Origin of the sequence: Nostoc sp. DedQUE07 (genome assembly GCF_034530975.2) — a bacterium.
Taxonomy (GTDB): Bacteria; Cyanobacteriota; Cyanobacteriia; order Cyanobacteriales; family Nostocaceae; genus Nostoc.
Window position 1 is genome coordinate 126145 of record NZ_JAVRCC020000010.1, and the last position, 16738, is coordinate 142882.

At 41.8% G+C, this 16738-nt stretch carries 16 protein-coding genes and 1 pseudogene; 12 read left to right on the top strand and 5 right to left on the bottom strand.

Annotated elements, in window-relative coordinates:
• Positions 1-11: 11 nt before the first annotated feature.
• The 5 genes and pseudogenes from RMZ95_RS11135 (at position 12) to RMZ95_RS11155 (ending at position 3034) form a co-directional block, all read left to right on the top strand.
• Positions 12-1292: a VWA domain-containing protein gene (locus RMZ95_RS11135; RefSeq protein ID WP_322684550.1), complete on the top strand. Its 1281-nt coding sequence runs from the start codon at positions 12-14 to the stop codon at positions 1290-1292.
• A gap of 141 nt (positions 1293-1433) precedes the next feature.
• Positions 1434-1658, top strand: coding sequence for a hypothetical protein (locus tag RMZ95_RS11140; protein ID WP_322684549.1), 225 nt, complete (start codon positions 1434-1436; stop codon positions 1656-1658).
• Entirely contained in the window at positions 1655-2050 is a 396-nt protein-coding gene (locus tag RMZ95_RS11145) for a type II toxin-antitoxin system VapC family toxin (RefSeq protein ID WP_322684548.1), read from the top strand. The genes RMZ95_RS11140 and RMZ95_RS11145 overlap by 4 nt, the downstream gene beginning before the upstream one ends.
• A gap of 1 nt (position 2051) precedes the next feature.
• A pseudogene (locus tag RMZ95_RS11150) lies at positions 2052-2300 on the top strand (hypothetical protein); the annotation flags it as partial.
• 29 nt (positions 2301-2329) lie between these two features.
• Positions 2330-3034, top strand: coding sequence for a hypothetical protein (locus RMZ95_RS11155; RefSeq protein ID WP_322684547.1), 705 nt, complete (start codon positions 2330-2332; stop codon positions 3032-3034).
• Positions 3035-3462: 428 nt separating this feature from the next.
• On the opposite strand, the gene RMZ95_RS11160 is transcribed toward RMZ95_RS11155, so the two are convergent.
• Positions 3463-3885 carry a DUF5615 family PIN-like protein gene (locus RMZ95_RS11160; RefSeq protein ID WP_322670459.1) on the bottom strand — a complete coding sequence of 141 codons (423 nt, stop codon included), beginning with the start codon at positions 3883-3885 and terminating at the stop codon, positions 3463-3465.
• Positions 3886-4001: 116 nt separating this feature from the next.
• Here RMZ95_RS11160 and RMZ95_RS11165 point away from each other — a divergent pair, with 116 nt between their 5' ends.
• Positions 4002-4388 (top strand): VOC family protein, encoded by a 387-nt coding sequence (locus RMZ95_RS11165; RefSeq protein ID WP_322684545.1) that lies wholly within the window; start codon positions 4002-4004, stop codon positions 4386-4388.
• 106 nt (positions 4389-4494) lie between these two features.
• On the opposite strand, the gene RMZ95_RS11170 is transcribed toward RMZ95_RS11165, so the two are convergent.
• Positions 4495-5064 carry a hypothetical protein gene (locus tag RMZ95_RS11170; protein ID WP_322684544.1) on the bottom strand — a complete coding sequence of 190 codons (570 nt, stop codon included), beginning with the start codon at positions 5062-5064 and terminating at the stop codon, positions 4495-4497.
• Between the two features lie 278 nt (positions 5065-5342).
• Between RMZ95_RS11170 and RMZ95_RS11175 the strand changes: the two genes are divergently transcribed.
• Complete coding sequence (locus RMZ95_RS11175; protein WP_322684543.1) at positions 5343-6362, top strand: saccharopine dehydrogenase-like oxidoreductase; 1020 nt, start codon at positions 5343-5345, stop codon at positions 6360-6362.
• A gap of 240 nt (positions 6363-6602) precedes the next feature.
• Positions 6603-7511, top strand: coding sequence for an alpha/beta fold hydrolase (locus tag RMZ95_RS11180; protein WP_322684625.1), 909 nt, complete (start codon positions 6603-6605; stop codon positions 7509-7511).
• A gap of 79 nt (positions 7512-7590) precedes the next feature.
• On the opposite strand, the gene RMZ95_RS11185 is transcribed toward RMZ95_RS11180, so the two are convergent.
• A complete protein-coding gene (locus tag RMZ95_RS11185) occupies positions 7591-7956 on the bottom strand; it encodes a BON domain-containing protein (protein ID WP_322670464.1) in 366 nt (121 codons plus the stop codon).
• Positions 7957-8226: 270 nt separating this feature from the next.
• Here RMZ95_RS11185 and ilvN point away from each other — a divergent pair, with 270 nt between their 5' ends.
• From ilvN to RMZ95_RS11200, 3 genes are all read left to right on the top strand, one after another.
• Complete coding sequence (gene ilvN, locus RMZ95_RS11190) at positions 8227-8745, top strand: acetolactate synthase small subunit (protein WP_322670465.1); 519 nt, start codon at positions 8227-8229, stop codon at positions 8743-8745.
• Positions 8746-8906: 161 nt separating this feature from the next.
• On the top strand, positions 8907-9209 hold the full coding sequence (locus RMZ95_RS11195) for a type II toxin-antitoxin system Phd/YefM family antitoxin (RefSeq protein ID WP_322684542.1): 303 nt from the start codon (positions 8907-8909) through the stop codon (positions 9207-9209).
• The gene (locus RMZ95_RS11200; protein ID WP_322645488.1) at positions 9184-9498 is read left to right on the top strand and encodes a Txe/YoeB family addiction module toxin; all 315 of its coding nucleotides are present in this window, start codon (positions 9184-9186) and stop codon (positions 9496-9498) included. The genes RMZ95_RS11195 and RMZ95_RS11200 overlap by 26 nt, the downstream gene beginning before the upstream one ends.
• Positions 9499-9509: 11 nt before the next feature.
• Here the strand turns inward: RMZ95_RS11200 and RMZ95_RS11205 are convergent, their stop codons facing one another.
• Both RMZ95_RS11205 and RMZ95_RS11210 read right to left on the bottom strand, forming a co-directional pair.
• Positions 9510-9752 (bottom strand): YbjN domain-containing protein, encoded by a 243-nt coding sequence (locus RMZ95_RS11205; RefSeq protein ID WP_322684541.1) that lies wholly within the window; start codon positions 9750-9752, stop codon positions 9510-9512.
• A gap of 183 nt (positions 9753-9935) precedes the next feature.
• The gene (locus RMZ95_RS11210) at positions 9936-14834 is read right to left on the bottom strand and encodes a DUF4157 domain-containing protein (protein ID WP_322684540.1); all 4899 of its coding nucleotides are present in this window, start codon (positions 14832-14834) and stop codon (positions 9936-9938) included.
• A gap of 921 nt (positions 14835-15755) precedes the next feature.
• On the opposite strand from RMZ95_RS11210, the gene RMZ95_RS11215 reads away from it, so the two are divergent.
• Positions 15756-16088 carry a hypothetical protein gene (locus tag RMZ95_RS11215; RefSeq protein ID WP_322684539.1) on the top strand — a complete coding sequence of 111 codons (333 nt, stop codon included), beginning with the start codon at positions 15756-15758 and terminating at the stop codon, positions 16086-16088.
• Positions 16089-16738: the final 650 nt, after the last annotated feature.

Genomic DNA, 16738 nt, shown 5'->3' on the forward strand with positions numbered 1-16738 from the left:
CTCAGGTTTCGATGAAAGTTAAATTGCTCTCGGCGTTAAATGACAATAATGTTGATCTGGCTCAAACAAGTAGCCAACGTCAATTGGCAATTACAATTTCGGCAATCGCTGGTGAGTCCGATCGAAATCTTCCCCTTAATCTCTGCTTGATTTTGGATAAAAGTGGTTCCATGCATGGACATCCAATTAAAATGGCGATCCAGGCGGTGGAAGGTTTAATCGATCGGTTGAAAGTAGGCGATCGCATCTCGGTTGTAGCTTTTTCTGGCACTGCGGAAGTCATTATCCCCAACCAAGCGATTGAAGACCCCGAAAGCATCAAATCTCAAATAAAAAGCAAACTGACTGCTAGCGGCGGTACTGCGATCGCTGATGGTTTGGAATTGGGAATTACAGAACTGATGAAGGGCACAAGAGGCGCTGTTTCTCAGGCGTTTCTGCTGACAGATGGGCATGGTGAAAGCGGTTTGCGAATTTGGAAGTGGGATATTGGGCGAGATGACAATAAACGCTGTCTGAAACTGGCGCAAAAGGCTGCCAAACTTAACCTAACTATTAACACTTTCGGATTTGGCAATAGCTGGAATCAAGATATGCTAGAAAACATTGCCGATGTCGGTGGTGGTACTTTAGCTTATATCGAACGTCCCGAACAAGCTGTGGAGCAATTTAGCCGACTGTTTGGACGGATTCAATCGATTGGGCTAACTAATGCTTACTTGCTGTTATCTTTAGTGCCCAATGTGCGACTAGCAGAATTGAAACCCGTTGCTCAAGTTGCCCCAGACACAATCGAGTTACCAGTGGAAACTGAAGCTGATGGTAGCTTTGCTGTGCGTTTGGGAGATTTGATGCAGGATGTAGAACGGGTAGTTTTGGCTAACATTTATCTGGGACAATTGCCAGAAGGGAAGCAAGCGATCGCTCATCTGCAAATTCGTTATGATGACCCCTTGGTTAACGAACAAGGCTTACTTTCGCCCTTGATGCCAGTGTATGCAGATGTAGTGCGAGCGTATCAACCGACATCTAATCCCCAGGTGCAACATTCTATTTTAGCATTAGCGAAGTATCGCCAAACCCAGTTAGCCGAGGCGAAATTGCAACAAGGCGATCGCACTGGTGCAGCAACGATGTTGCAAACAGCTGCCAAAACCGCTTTACAAATTGGAGATAAAGGTGCAGCGACAGTATTGCAAACTTCCGCTACTCGCTTGCAAGCTGGGGAAAAACTTTCTGAAGCTGACTTGAAGAAAACTAGGATTGTATCAAAGACTGTTTTACAGGAATAGTAATTCAGCCTTGCTAATTAACGGTATGAAAGTTTCGCGCTAAAGCGCAAAGTGAGAAAAAATATTTTATTCCTCAATTGAGCAACAAAGTAGTCGCATATTCCTAACTTATTAATTAACAACCAGCGAAGAGTTTGACTTATGCTGATCCAGAAGATTGTCCAAGAATTGCAAGATATCCCTGAAGACAAACTAGCAGAAATTTATGACCTAATTCACTACTTTCGGCTAGGTTTAAGTCAAGAAGGTACACAACCTCTTGCGGTGAGCGAAGTCGAACCCCGCACCCCTGGTTTATTGAAAGGACAACTCGGTGATGCTTTCTTTGAACCACTACCAGAAGACGAACTCCAGCAATGGGAATGAGCTACCTCATCGACACTCATATCCTTCTGTGGTGGCTCTTTGACGACCCAAAACTTCACACTGACTGCCGAGAGATCATTCGCAACCCAAATCATCGCATCATTGTTAGCAGTGCTTCCGCTTGGGAAATTGCCACCAAATACCGGATGGGTAAACTACCCGAAGCCAAACAACTCGTTGAGCAATATTTACAGATATTGCATCAGGCTAATTTTATCGAACTTGCCATCACCACAGCCCATGCGCTCAGAGCAGGAAGCTTACCAATCGCCCATCGAGATCCATTTGATCGCATGATTATGGCTCAGGCTGAACTTGAAAGTTTACTTGTCATTACCTACGACAAAGCCTTTCAAACTGGACTGATTCAGGTAATTCCCGACTTCAAGTAAAGCAAAGTATCGTCAAACCTAGTTAGCCGAGACGAAATTGCAACAAGGCGATGTCTACGACGGGCTTACGCCTACGTACTGGAGCAGCAACGATGTTGCAAACAGCAGCTAAAACCGCTTTAAAATTGGAGATAAAGGTGCAGCGACAGTATTGCAAACTTCTGCCACTCGCTTGCTAGCTGGGGAAGAACTTTCCGAAGCTGACCTCAAGAAAACTAGGATTGTATCTAAAACCGTTTTACAAGAATAGTAAAAATTGATTTTGTTTGGAAGTGTAGAATGTCAACAATAAACTCTGTTATTGATAAGATTGCAATCCTTGCAGAACAGAGTGGTTATATAGGCTGTCTTAAAGATTGGAGTGTTTTCGGCGGTTATAATCCAGATTATCTTCCAAAATTAAGTTGTGAGCAGATCCAGGAACTTACTCAGAATTATCCGTTTAATTTACCATTAGAACTTTGTGAACTATACCAAAGGGGTAATAGTTGTTTACCTATTGGTGTCAACCCCAACAAAAATTGGGATTCCTTCGACAGTTATTTTCCATTTGAATTTCCATTGGAAGATGACATTTTTTTCCCCTTAGGAGAAGCAATTAATACATATTGCTCTATAGCCTCTTGGTTAAAGAAGAACGAACACAAATTACAGCTATCAAGAAAGACAAATAATTGCCAGCAAAAAGTTCTAGCTTCTCTCCTGAATAGCAATAATTTTTCTTCACGCTTGTTTCCTATTTCTAGCACGGAGAATGGCTTATACGTTGTAGTTGGTAATGAAAAACAACAGGAAACATCACCAATACTCTTTTTATGGGAAGATTTAGTAATTTCTATGGAATGGCCAAGCCTTACTTACATGATGCTAGGAATGGCAGAAGTCATGGAGAGAAAGATGCAGTCACCAAAGCCTAATGGGTATGAAATTGAAGCTATTTGGCACAAGTATGCTGTCGCAGATGCTTCAGTTTTTCCAACATAAAGTGAATGGGCTGAAAAATTAAATATAACTACGTGATAATAGTAATGTCTAGGTATTTAATTAATATATTAAGCAGCATTTGAAGGCTTTTTGCTGAATGAAGTGATCCCAAGCTAGTGGCTTAACGATATGCCAAAATGAATGTAGAAATTACTTAAATAAATAAGTAAACTGGGGTTTGAGAAAGTAAAAGCTTGTTTTACTTACGGAAAACACCAAAATGAGAAAGTAAAAGCTGCTTTTGAGAAAGTAAAAGCTTGTTTTGCTTGCGGAAAACACTAAAATGAGAAAGTAAAAGCTGCTTTTGAGAAAGTAAAATGTCATTTTGAGTAAGCAATATGCCTTTTCGCTTATTGAATATGAAGTTTTGAGAAAGCAATAAGCCTTTTTGCTGATTAAATATAAATTTTAGTTAAATATGCGAAAGGTTAGATATCAGGCAACAATGGTAAACGACGGATACGAATACGGCTTGGCTCAACTGTAACGGCTGCTCCTTGTTCCAAATCCTCTTCACACTCAGCGATTACCGTCAGCAACAAATTCGCTAATGCTTGAGAACCTAACCTTTCAATCCGAATACGAATGACTGAAAGAGTAGTTGCTTCATCAAGTGCTAGCAATGTATGAAAATCTGCATCGAGTGTAGCAACAACACGTCTCTCTTCTCTAACTTTCTGGATGATTTCTGCATCTTCAGCTTCAGACATCCCAATTTCACCCAGATAGATAGTGTCGATACCTGCATCACGTAGCAATGCTGCCGCAGAGAGTGGTAATCCCCGATTAAGCAACAGTTTCATAGCGGTTAGGTAGTTCAATGATGCGATCGCCCAAGTAGGACGATGCAAAAATTAAGGTTTGCATTTTCCAGATTAGCACTTTGCGAAAGCCCTGAACTTGCAAAGACTAGCAAAACTCTGCTAAAAGTGCTACAGGTAAATGATTAGTAGCTTGAAAAGTACATATGAAAACCACTGGCATTCATCATGTAGCGATTATTTGTTCTGACTACGATCGCTCCAAAGCATTTTATGTCGAAACTTTAGGCTTTTCGATTATTCAACAGACTTTTCGCGCCGCCAGAAATTCTTATAAATTAGATTTAAAAGTTGCAGAAAATACTCAAATCGAACTATTCTCTTTCCCCAATCCTCCAGAACGGCCTAGTAAGCCAGAGGCTTGTGGTTTAAGACATCTTGCTTTTCAAGTTGATGATGTAGAGGAAACTGTTTTTTATTTAAAATCAAAAGGTTTAGAAGTAGAAAATATCAGAGTTGATGAAATTACAGGTAAAAAATATACTTTCTTTAAAGACCCAGACAATTTACCATTAGAAATTTATGAGCGTTAAAATTACTGCTGACAGGTCAACTTGTTATCACTATAGATAATGAAGCGATTGCACCACTGTAATTGTTAATCTCCTGAATACAAGTTATTTTGATTCTAAGTCAACTTTACCGCATAAAATTTATCTGGTTGTTTGGGGGACAGTAAATACTTCTACCAAACGAATCGCCCGTTTCAGCATCCGTTACTTCCACAAGTTTAGCATTATCAGTACAGACACTTCTACCTTTAGCCATTCTCAACTCACCTTGGACAAAACCAGTCACAATCCACACCATTCGGTTGTTAGAAATCGATGATTTGTACTCCCCTGTTTTGGCTGTAAATTCCTCATATATTGTAAGTTTTGCTTCTACAATTTGCATCTTACTAGACTTTTTGATAATACTTTCAATCGTCATAAAACGGCTTGCTGGTAAGCTATTATTTGCAGGATATATTCGTACTCTTGAGTTGAATGGTATTGGTTGATTGACTGGCTTTTTTGTCTGTACTGGTTTAGCTATGACTGTCTGCACTAGCAATAAATTAGTGGTGCTAGCAAATATAAAAGCAGATAATGAAGTTATTGTAAAAATATTAACTGTAGTGCAAATGCGCTTCATAATGCTCAGAATTTTAACAATTTCATACCACTTTAAGCGATCGCTCCCATGAGTGATTGCATCATCACGCAACTCTATTCTGTCAGAACATCAAGTTTAGCTAGTTTTTTTAAGCTTTTTTCTGGGTTGCCAGTTGCGCCCATTGGTTTAAATCTGGTATATTCCCAGTCAAAAAACTCAAAAGCGATCGCTAGTAGATAAATATCTGCAATATCCAGCCAAAGAACCCAGGATAATGAATCATAATTAATCTCTATAGCTTTGAGTTATCAGCCATCAGCCGCCAGTTACCAGCCGGAAGCTGAGATGCCGAATACTCAAGGCTTTGGATTCAACTTAACGAATTGACTATGAATTCTGAACAAATCAAAAATTCTCTAAATATTTCGCCAGCGATACGTGTAGGAGTACTGGGTTTCGGCGGACTCGGACAAGCCGCCGCCAAAGTAGTTGCTGGCAAACGAGAAATGATTTTAGTCGCAGCAGCAGATCAAAAAGGTTACGCTTATGCTGCTGAAGGTTTAAATACTGAAAAATCCGTTGCAACCTATCAGTCCCAAGGTTCGGTGGGTTATTTAGAGCCAATTGGTACATTAACAAATCAAAGTATTCAGGATTTAATCGAAATAGCTGAAGTAGATGGGTATTTTTTGGCTTTACCCAACCTACCTAATGACTTTATTCCCAATGTCGCCAAGGAATTTATCAAATCTGGTTGGCGTGGGGTACTAGTAGATGCGATTAAACGCACCACTGCTGTAGAACAACTCCTAGCGATGAAGGAGGAACTGCAAGCCGCCGGGATTACCTACATGACAGGATGCGGTGCTACACCTGGACTATTAACAGCAGCAGCAGCTTTAGCCGCCCAAAGTTACGCCGAAATTCATCAAGTTGAAATTACCTTTGGGGTGGGAATTGCTAACTGGGAAGCTTACCGCGCCACTGTTCGGGAAGACATTGGCCACATGCCTGGTTACACAGTAGAAGCTGCTAGGGCGATGACTGACGCAGAAGTAGAAGCCTTACTAGATAAAACTAATGGCGTGCTGACCTTGAAAAATATGGAACACGCTGATGATGTGATGTTAGAAGTAGCCGGGATAGTAGGGCGCGATCGCGTTACAGTTGGTGGTGTCGTTGATACTCGCAATCCTAAAAAGCCTCTCAGCACTAATGTGAAGGTAACAGGACGTACTTTTGAAGGGAAGATTTCTACCCATACATTTACTCTGGGAGATGAAACCAGCATGGCAGCAAATGTCTGCGGCCCTGCTTTCGGCTATCTCAAAGCTGGTAGACAATTGCACCAACGCGGCATCTATGGAATATTCACCGCAGCTGAAATTATGCCCCAATTTGTTAGGTAAGTACGGGACTGGGGACTGGGGACACTTCGACAAGCTCAGTGCATCGCTGGGGACTGGTGACTGGTGACTAGGAATAAGCTGTTGCGCCTTTAATTTGCACTAATATTTTTAAAATATGATTGTGGGGTGGGCATCTTGCCCGCCCTGATAATGCAAGTTGTATACGTAACAGCTTACCCAATCCCCAATCCCCAATTCTTATAATGGTATTTTAGTGCTGATAAATCGGAGGTAAGTGCGATCGCTACGGTACACTGGCAGGAACGAGTTGGTAATCAAAGAGATTGGATTTGGCGTGGCTGGCAAACCCGCTACACTTACATTCGCCCTAGCCAAAGTCACCCCAATACAACACCGCTAATTTTGTTACATGGCTTTGGCGCTTCCATTGGTCATTGGCGACATAATTTAGAGGTGTTGGGTGAGTATCACACAGTTTACGCCATAGATATGTTGGGTTTTGGTGCTTCTGAAAAAGCCGCAGCTAATTACAGCATCGAACTCTGGGTTGAGCAAGTTTACGATTTCTGGAAAACATTTATCCGTCAACCAGCAATATTAATAGGCAATTCCAACGGTTCACTGATTTCGATGGCCGCCGCGGCCAGTCACCCCGATATGGTGCTGGGTATGGTGATGATGAGTTTACCAGACCCGTCATTAGAACAAGAAGCAATTCCTCTTGTGCTGCGCCCACTTGTCACAGCAATTAAAAATGTTGTTGCTTCGCCGTTGATACTTAAACCTGTATTTAACTTCGTGCGCCGTCCTGGGGTGCTGCGGCGCTGGGCTAGTCTTGCCTACGCTAACCCAGAGGCGATTACCGACGAACTGATCGAAATTTTAGCAGGGCCTCCCCAAGATCGGGGTTCTGCGAGGGCATTTAGTGCTTTGTTCAAAGCGGCGATCGGAATTAACTTTAGTCCTAGTGTCAAGGCAGTATTACCAACCTTAACAATTCCGATGCTTTTAATTTGGGGACAAAAAGATCGGTTTGTGCCGCCAGCCCTAGCTAGCCAATTTGCCCAATATAACCAGAAGTTGGAACTGCTAAATCTGGAAGACGTAGGGCATTGTCCTCATGATGAATGTCCAGAACAAGTTAACCAAGCGATTTTAGATTGGATTGAGAGAGGAGTTAGGAGTTAGGAGTTAGGAATTAGGAGTTTGAATTCTTCCCCTGCTCCCTCATCTCCCTCATCTCCCTCAAGCTTCTGCCTTCTTGCACCTAGCCAATCGTCGCTTGGTTAGTGTCAACATCTGTAGCACCATTTACAGAACGCGCCACAGAAACCATTTTGTTGAGAATTTCTTGACTGGGGACTTTACCTTTCAACACTACAGTGCTACCCGTTTGAGCCACCCAAAGGGTATTAACATCGTCGAGTTGGGGATCTTCATCAAATGCCAACGCTACCCGCTTTGCTAAACCACTTTGGTCATATTCTCCGCTTAATCCCAGACGTTCTGGAGGTATTGATTGCGTAGCACTAGCAACATCACTACTAGGAGCTTGCTGTATAGCCTGTGGAGCCGGATTTACTTCTGCATTTTGAGGTTTTTCCATGCCAAACAATCTTTGTAGCCAACCCATAAAAACTTTTCTCCTATTAGAAACCGATCAAATCTGAGTATAAAAGGTTTGCAACAAATGCTGCATCTGCCAACAAAAAGATATACATTCAATCAAATTCTTGCTTGCAGTAGAATTTCTAAACAATTTCTCGATTGAGAATGCAATGAGTGCAGCTCTTAAGTTTACAATAGGAGGTCGCACTGAAAATTTAGTGCGGTAGTAGGTCTAGCGTTGCCCTTTGCTAGTGTCTGCGTTACTCAATTCCTGCTCTAGCCTCTGTTGGCGAAGATGAAACATACCCTTTCAGTTCTCGTAGAAGATGAGGCGGGTGTTCTTTCCCGCATATCTGGTTTATTTGCACGTCGCGGCTTTAATATTGAAAGCCTTGCTGTTGGCCCTGCTGAACAAGGAGGAGTCTCCCGAATTACAATGGTTGTCCCTGGTGACGATCGCGTGATCGAGCAACTCACTAAGCAACTGTACAAGTTAGTCAATGTCTTAAAAGTCCAGGATATTACCGAAACTCCTTGTGTAGAGCGGGAATTGATGCTTTTGAAGGTGAATGCTAGTACCAGCAATCGCTCAGAAGTGATCGAACTGTCTCAGATTTTCCGGGCGCGAGTCGTGGATGTGGCGGAAGATTCTCTCACTTTAGAAGTTGTGGGAGATCCAGGTAAACTAGTAGCGATCGTGCAAGTATTACAAAAATTTGGTTTGAAAGAAATCGCCCGTACTGGCAAAATTGCCCTAACTCGTGAGTCAGGTGTGAATACTGAGTTACTCAAATCTTTGGAAGCAAAGGTTTAGTTGGGAATTTAAATCAAGACTCAGAAATACTCAAACGCAGCAGAAGTCATAGTGGCAATTGTTACTATGACTTCTATTTAGGGACTAGCAAAAAAGAAATATTCAACTACCCACGAACCGCATAGTTTATAATTTATGTACAACTTTATGTACATTAACTAATGTTGTTTTACAAAATCACATCCCCAACCGATGCGAGAAATGACTTTTTTAAGTTATTAGAGCTGGTAGTAGAAAATCATCAGGTGTATATGATCAACCGTCGTGATGGTGAAAATGTAGCCTTGATTGCTGAATCAGATTTAGTGAGTTTACTTGAGACGGTTTATCTTTTGCGATCGCCTGCTAATGCGCGTCGTTTACTGGATGCAATAGAGGAGTCGAAAACAGGTAACATCCAATCTCAAACGCTAGCAGAACTTCAGCAGGAGTTAGGGATTGAGCAAAAAGAAAAAAAAAGCTGAACCTATTGAAATTAAACCAGTTATTGTTAATCGCAGTCCTGGTTTTAGTTCTCAATTTAAAGAAGATTTAGCTTGGTGGTTTAAGCAGGATTTTCAGAAAGCATCGAAAATATTAGATTTGGTTACGGCTGTAATGCAAGACCCGTTTGAGGGGATTGGTAAACCAGAACCATTAAAATATATGGATGCAGATATTTGGTCGCGGCGAATTGATTTAGAACATCGGCTTGTATATCGGGTGGGAAACACTCAGATTGATTTTTTAGCTTGTCGGTATCATTACGAATAAGGGCTGATTAACTACCTTTCAATTTTAGCGATCGCTTCTTCTGGCGAGAGATTACCATAGATTACGGACAAAATCCCTGGTAAGTATTCATCCATCATCGTGACGTTAGCGTAAACCACCCGTTGAATGAGTGCTGAACTGAGGCGATCGCCTTCCAGATCAATACTAGTTTTGTAGCTAATCTCTCCATCAGCAAAGTCTAGCTCAAAGTTGCCGATAACCATGCCTGAATTAGCTCTAGTTATAAGCATCATTTTCACCAATTTATTCAAGGCTTAGGCAGATAAGCTTTGGAAACACCACGTATAAAATTTAATTGCTTGTCAAAGTCCTCTATGTAGAGTTCGTGGGTTCAACCTGCATAAGTCCTGTTATTGTATAATGCAAAACCTCTTCAAAAAGGCAAAATTTCAGTTTTTTGCGAGAGGAGCTACCAATTACTCTGCACTCCCCAACCCTGAGTCTGGTTTTTCTGCGATGAACACGATACTATGAGGTACCCTGTTTACACCTAGTTTCTCGCCCAAATTTTCTTCCCTCCAACCAGTAAGTTCTTCAGTCGTGAACTTCGTGTAACCTAATTCAATGCGATGAATACCGGCAGATATCTGGCGAATTGAGTGCTGTGCGGCTTGTTCGTCACTCGATGAAGGGTTCTGTTTCTTAAACTTTGCAAACTCTATCTTAAAGTTATTACGATTGCTGTCCGCAAGGGAAATTGAAAGCCGTGAGGGTTTATGACCGAAAGCGTTTTTATAAGCTTTGTTCACTTCCTCAAGGGCTACTTTGGTAAAAGATAATCCTCCTTCGATTTTCAGTTTGCTTACGATTTGATTGTTAATGTTGAGATTGTGAGTCTCAATAACCATATTAGGGCCCTTTTCATCAGGCTTGCCCTCCTCGTTTAGGTCTACAAGCGCATAGCACCATTCGACCCTCGAGTCCCCAACCTGAGCGTAGAGAACAATTTCCCATAAGTTTTTGGTTTTTCGGGGTTCCCCAGGCAAAATGTCTTCCCGACGAATCGTTTTTGTATTTGTCTTTTCTTCCTTATCTGTCTCTCCTTCAGGGTTGATTACGCCCTTGACATGAACAATTTCCCTAATATTGTCTTTGCTATCGATGACGAGTTCTAAAGAGGTCATCTTGTACTTGGACTTAATTCCTGGCAGGCGCTTCTTGACCTGCTCAGAAGATATCTTATCGTCCTCAAGCAGCTTGTCAGCTTCCGCCAAAGCCTTATTAAGGTCAGCTTCCTTCTCCTCTTTGGTTCGCTCGTCCGGTTTACCGCTCTTACTCTTCTCCTTATCCTTATCCTTCCCAAACCCAAGTTTCTTCGCAAACTTCACAGCCTGAGCAATCACCCAATCAACTGCCTTTTCAACTGGACGGCGCAGTTTTTGGAAAATTGCCTGAATCTTGCCAGCAATACCACCCAAGCCCAAAAGACTTGCTAGGAAACTGATGACCACAGGTAACGACTTAGCTAGGGCATTTTCAACCCCCTTAACTGCTTGATCGATCGCACCAGAAGCGATCGCACTGACAGCATCCAAAATTGCGTTAATCAAGCTTGCAATTTGCTGGGCGCGTTCAATGAAAAAGCTGATAATTTGGTAAATCGCCTTGGCAGCTTTCACAAATGCTGAGGCTGGAGTCAGGAGACTGAGAACCCACTCTACCCCTGCAACAATCACGGTTTCAATTACAAAGTCCTTAATCGGTTTAATGACAAGCTCATTGAGATCGCCCATCCGGTCTTGGACAAACTCCCAAATACCAGCTACTCCTTCGCTAGCTAAGACTTTAAATATGTCGAAGCTTTGTTCGAGATGGCCGACCTTTTTCTCACCCAATCGTTTCACAGCTTGTGCCCGAATTACCTGATAGGTGAATCCTAAAACCTCCGATACCAAGCCAAAGATACCTTTGAGGTCAAATTTTTTCGGCATCTCAATACCAGATTCTGCCATCGTGCCGGTCAGCCAACCGATTAAACCTTTTTTCAGGTGCTTGCCGATATTATTCATAAAGTTCAGGAAGCCTTGCTTAAGCGCCTGAATCAAATTACCCAAAAAACCAATCGGGTCTTTAAGGATTTGTTCAACCACACCCGCAACCCTTCCCAACACCTGCATGAGCATTTTGGTCAGTTCAATGATCGTCTTTATAACTCCCACAACAGCATCGAGAGCCTTTTGAACTAGACCTTGATTTGCCGCCTTCATCTCATCAATGCGGGCATCAACAGCTTCCAAATTCTCTTGATATTTCTGCGCTAGAGTCTCAATTAGCTCATTTTCTTTATCTTTGACGCTTTGTTCCAACGCATCAAACTTGCTATCAATGTCTGTTGCTGCTTGTTGACCAACTGCTTTCAGGTCTTGAGGCAATTGGTTAACATAGTTTTGAATTTCCTGCTTGCCTTTGGTAATTTCCGCTTTGGCTTGGGTTAGCCCTTTGCTGATAATGGCGACAACTTTGTTGATCACACCATCCATCTTATCGATGTAAAGCTGCCGACCCTCTCGATAGAAGGCGTTCACCTCTGACGGCATACCGAGCAATTTGTCTATTCCCCATTTTACTGGGCCAGAAATGCCGCTATAGCGATCGCTCTTATAATCGTCCATCCGCTTGCCAACGTAATCCTCGAAGGCTTTTTTGGCGTCGGCAGCACCAACATCAAAGGCTTGTATAACTTGAGTGTCTAGTTCGCTGAGGGTTTTCTCAACTTTAGCTTTAGTCTTGTCATAAATCTTATTAATATCACCAGCAACTTTTGCCCGTGCTTGCTCATCCTTGCTCTTGGCACCCACCTGCTGCTCCCCTACCTGACCCAGGTTTTGGGTACGGATACCGTGCATTGCTTGGAGATGCTGCTGGGCTGTAGCTTCTGCCGTAGCTTGAGCGGTTGCGAGTATGCCTTGCTCTTGTTGGCGATATTGTGGCGGCGCTTCTTGTGCATTGGTTTGGGCGTCTTTCTTGGCTGCGAGTGCCCCTTGAAACTCCGGTTCATTGGAGTTTGCCAATTGCTCCTCGGTAATATCCGCCTCTTTCATCTGCTGGTCAAGTTTTTTACTGTCCTCTTGCAGTGGTGCTTCGACTTCACCTTGTCCTTTAGATTTGGGTGCGGCTTTATCTGCATCAACACCTGTTGGCGGTGTCCCTGATTCATTCTTGGGCAGTGGTGTTACTTGTTTAGCCTCAATCCCACTAGCATCAGGTTTTTCTTTAGTTTTCTCTTCTAGCTGACCTTGAGAGCTTTTCTGCTCTTCTTTGACTTGGCCACTCAAATCGCCCTTAACAGAGTCAAGTTTGTTGTTATTTTTAAAGTTGTCCGCCTCTTCCAAGTTTTTGGGAGCCATATCAGCAATGCGCTGCATCAATTTGGCTTTGAAGGCGGCAGCATCAAATCCTGGTGTTGGGGCTTGTTGCATCTCCCCAACTTGATTGGCTTGCGCTTTGCTGTCTACTTCATTACCTGGGGGTTGGGCTGCCGCTTGGGCTTCTTGGGCTTTGCTATTAGCAGGTGGGTGTTTTTTCTCAAGTCCTGCAACCTCTCTTGTTGTGCCAGCTACCGCTTGAAATGCTGGGTCATTTTCAGGGGAAGTGGGAGCCTTTTTCCCATCAGCTGCATCAAGTAATTTTACTGTGGTGCTAGCTACATTTGCTCTTGGTAATCCGGCGATCGCTTTCCCTGCGTTTCCTCCAGATAAATCTGCGTTTACCTTACCTACATCTGCTCCTTTGCTTTGAGCTTGCTGTTGAGAATCGACCTTTTCTGTATTAACTTTAATATCTTTTGACTCAAGCTCTTTTGGTTGATTTCCCCCAACCTCAACTTGTTTCTGAGTTACTGCTGCACCAACTTTTTTTGTTGGAGGTGGGTCTGTTGCCGCGTTTCCACCATTATCTGGAGGTGTAGCGATAGCTTGATGTTTTTCTGTTGTAGGCTGATTTTGTTGTTCGCCTTTTTCCGTATCAGTTTTGGACTCTAATTTTTTTTGGTTGTCTTCGTCACTTGGTTTTTGGAAATTCTCTCGCAGTTGGATAGCTAGTCCATGCCTCGCAGATGTTGTCGGCACTTTTGTCTGGAGTTTATTTTCTTTTGGTGCTACATGAAGAGATTTCGGCTGCACTGCACTGCCATTCTGCTGGACAACGTGCGTCAATTCATGGGCCAGTAACTCCTTGCCTGCATCACTTCCAGGAGAGTATTCGCCTTGACGGAAGAACACATCCTGCCCTGTGGTAAAAGCACGAGCTTGTATAGATTCATTTAAACGATCAGATTGAGCATCAGTATGAACCCGGACGCTACCGAAATCAGCCCCAAATGCTTGCTCCATTGGGTGCTTGATATCATCTGCAAGTGGCTGCCCATTGCCACGTGCTTGTTGGATTGAAGTTTCTAGCTCAGATGTTGCGGCTGTCCTTCCTCCACCCTGACGCTGCACCAAAGGAGTAATAGAATCCGCCAGGGATTTCATTTGTAATTGGTCTTCTTCCTCTGGTAATGCCTCCCGTTGGATAGATTGCACAGGTTCGCTCATCCTCTGCATCACCAATTGGGCGACACTATCAGCCTCCTGCTCATAAATGTCTCCAGGTTGGCTAACTGTCAGTTTTGTTTGTGGACGCCGCAGTAATATTCGACTAATGTCATGTTCAAGCGGTTTGCTTGGGGATTTTACCTCATTCATTATCTGGGATGAAGTACCAAGCGGCTTCATTTGCAATTCTTCTTCTGGTAGTTCCTCCCGTTGTAGCAAGGGAATTTCTCCCCAAGATTTCATTTGTACTTCTTCTAGCAGTTCTTCGCGCTGAATACTGCCCTCTGGTTTCATTTGCAATTCTTCTTCATCAGATAATTCTTCTCGCTGAAGTTTCCCACTCTGTGGCTGATGAATTCTTTGCATCACCTGACGTGCTGTTTGGTCAGTTTCCTGCTCGTACTTGTCTCCAGGCTCCCCAATCGTCAGTTTTCCTTGAATTAGTGTTGATGTATTTGGTCTTCTGACTGGAATATTGGCAAAGTTATGACCAAATCGAGTTGCTTTTTCCAGCCGAGAATTCAAAGATCGCTCCATCTTGGCTTGCAATACAGTCAGCCGTTCTTGTCCCTCTGGCGTAATCGTCCGATGCTTGGCTTGTAATTCCAATCCAGTTACTTCCATCTTTTCTTCAGCTTCATTCTCTACATCCGTTTGTGTCACGGGCGTAAAAGATGCTTTTTGAGTTTGGCCACCAAACGGTCTATAGGCCAATTGAGGAGTTTGTTCTGGTGCTTGAAAATTAGAAAAGCTGGATGAGGGACTTTTGAGGGATTTCATCGGTTTTGATTGCAACTATTGACGATTAAATTTGTCAAGGTGATTAGTTTTGATTATCATTTACCCAAAATTGCAATTATCAAGATAATTTTAGAACGCTAATCAATTAGAAATAATTAAGATGTGTTACCCCTAGAGATAAGTACTGGCTTGTAAAGAGTCTCACGTCGGATAAAGGAGAACACGGCTGCGTATTCTCCTAGCCAAGAGGATAAAGTATCCTTGAATCTGCCTTCTGATATTAGTACTTTCTGAAGTTGCCAATGTTTTTATGCAAAACTGACTCCTAGTGTATAAGTAAAATCAGGATTAGAATTGCTACCAGAGAAATTTTAAATTAGATGATGAAAATATCACCTCCATCAAGATAGTTATCATTGATACCACAATCAAGATAGTCATTACTGGAGTTGAGACTAGTTATCGGTGCGAAACTGCTGAACAAATCAGATATAAAAATTTGTTAATAATCACTAGTTAGTACATATAACCAAGCCAGTTTTAACTATATTATCTCGCTAAATTTTATAGGACAATTAAAAATAATCTTCAAACTTAATTGATAGTAATAATTTCAAGCAAAACTGTGATGACTTATTTTATTTTTGAGAGTATCTCGGCTAATAATAGTTAAATTATGAGCAATAATTTCCCAGGCAACCCAATTGAAAAATCGAGTATATATAGCCGTTCTAAACACCTCTAAAGCTTCAGTAATAGTGTTCAGAGGCTTGTTAGCCCACCTTAGCCTTAAGGGAGTATCACAGCAAAAATCAAGGAAGAAACTCACGAATAATCTAGTTTTTTTTCCCTCTTTTTGCAAAATGGGATGCTCCCGTTTTCTGGCGATATTTTTTGTCATGTTACTATTAACGTCTTAACCTTAGATGTTTAGCCATAGCTAAGATCGCAAAAAAAGTGATGAAAACGATAATTTTTTGTACAACGATACAAGTAGGAATCTCAGCAATCATAGGATTGCTCTGGGCAATAATTTATCTACTGTATAGCCAAAATATTCAAGTAACTCTCAAGTTGTTTTTCTACTCATTTTTGGGAGGATTGTTTGGTGGAATAGTTGGTGGTTTTATTGGTCATTTAGTTGGTTCGAGGACATATAAAGAAGCACCAGGTGGTATCTTCATTGGCGATCAAGCCTTAAACTGGTTCTTTTGGTTTTTTGTTTTCTGGATTATAGGCATTATTGTAGGAGCAGTTTTAGGAGGATTGATTTTCATCAGATTTTATTCATAATCCGTTCTGGATAAGTACGTGTTTATAGATTATATTCGTGCGTTTTTTTTGACTTTTGTCAAATTTTAGTTATTTATATTATGTGTTTGACTAAAAAGTTTTACGGTTCATAATACTATACATATATAAATGAAAACTCAAAGTGTCATAGCAATCGTAACGACTCCAATAGTAATTTTAGGAACACTTGGAGCGATCTGGGCAATATTTTATTTCCGATATACCCAAAATATTCAAGCAAGTTTTGAATTGTTTTTCTACTTCTTTTGTGCCGGTTTGATTGCTGGAATAGCTGGTCTAATTATTGGTTTTTTATATCAGTCGATTATAGGTTAATAAAGTATCAGATTTTGGATGGACATTATTAGAAGGTTCTTTGAGAGGGAGTACGCTAGTAGTACTTATTTTTTCATGCCCAAATAGCAATAGTCAAATCAATTCAAAATTTGCACATTATTAATTCGCGCATTACAATCAGTGGCGGCTATGACACTAAGGCTGATTGTTCGCTCTTCGCGAACCTTATATGTTTACCCATAGATAAGACCGCAAAAAAAGTGATGAAAGGGATAGTTTTTTATATAATAGTACCAGTAGTAATCTCAGCAATCATAGGATTGCTCTGGGCAATAATTTATCTACTGTATAGC

Bases quoted from the DNA above. Each gene is read 5' to 3' on its own strand.
- RMZ95_RS11210 (WP_322684540.1), bottom strand. From the start codon at position 14,834: ATGAAATCCCTCAAAAGTCCCTCATCCAGCTTTTCTAATTTTCAAGCA.
- RMZ95_RS11145 (WP_322684548.1), top strand. From the start codon at position 1,655: ATGAGCTACCTCATCGACACTCATATCCTTCTGTGGTGGCTCTTTGAC.
- RMZ95_RS11165 (WP_322684545.1), top strand. From the start codon at position 4,002: ATGAAAACCACTGGCATTCATCATGTAGCGATTATTTGTTCTGACTAC.
- RMZ95_RS11135 (WP_322684550.1), top strand. From the start codon at position 12: ATGAAAGTTAAATTGCTCTCGGCGTTAAATGACAATAATGTTGATCTG.
- RMZ95_RS11195 (WP_322684542.1), top strand. From the start codon at position 8,907: ATGTTGTTTTACAAAATCACATCCCCAACCGATGCGAGAAATGACTTT.
- RMZ95_RS11215 (WP_322684539.1), top strand. From the start codon at position 15,756: ATGAAAACGATAATTTTTTGTACAACGATACAAGTAGGAATCTCAGCA.
- RMZ95_RS11140 (WP_322684549.1), top strand. From the start codon at position 1,434: ATGCTGATCCAGAAGATTGTCCAAGAATTGCAAGATATCCCTGAAGAC.
- ilvN (WP_322670465.1), top strand. From the start codon at position 8,227: ATGAAACATACCCTTTCAGTTCTCGTAGAAGATGAGGCGGGTGTTCTT.
- RMZ95_RS11205 (WP_322684541.1), bottom strand. From the start codon at position 9,752: ATGATGCTTATAACTAGAGCTAATTCAGGCATGGTTATCGGCAACTTT.
- RMZ95_RS11185 (WP_322670464.1), bottom strand. From the start codon at position 7,956: ATGGGTTGGCTACAAAGATTGTTTGGCATGGAAAAACCTCAAAATGCA.
- RMZ95_RS11155 (WP_322684547.1), top strand. From the start codon at position 2,330: ATGTCAACAATAAACTCTGTTATTGATAAGATTGCAATCCTTGCAGAA.
- RMZ95_RS11175 (WP_322684543.1), top strand. From the start codon at position 5,343: ATGAATTCTGAACAAATCAAAAATTCTCTAAATATTTCGCCAGCGATA.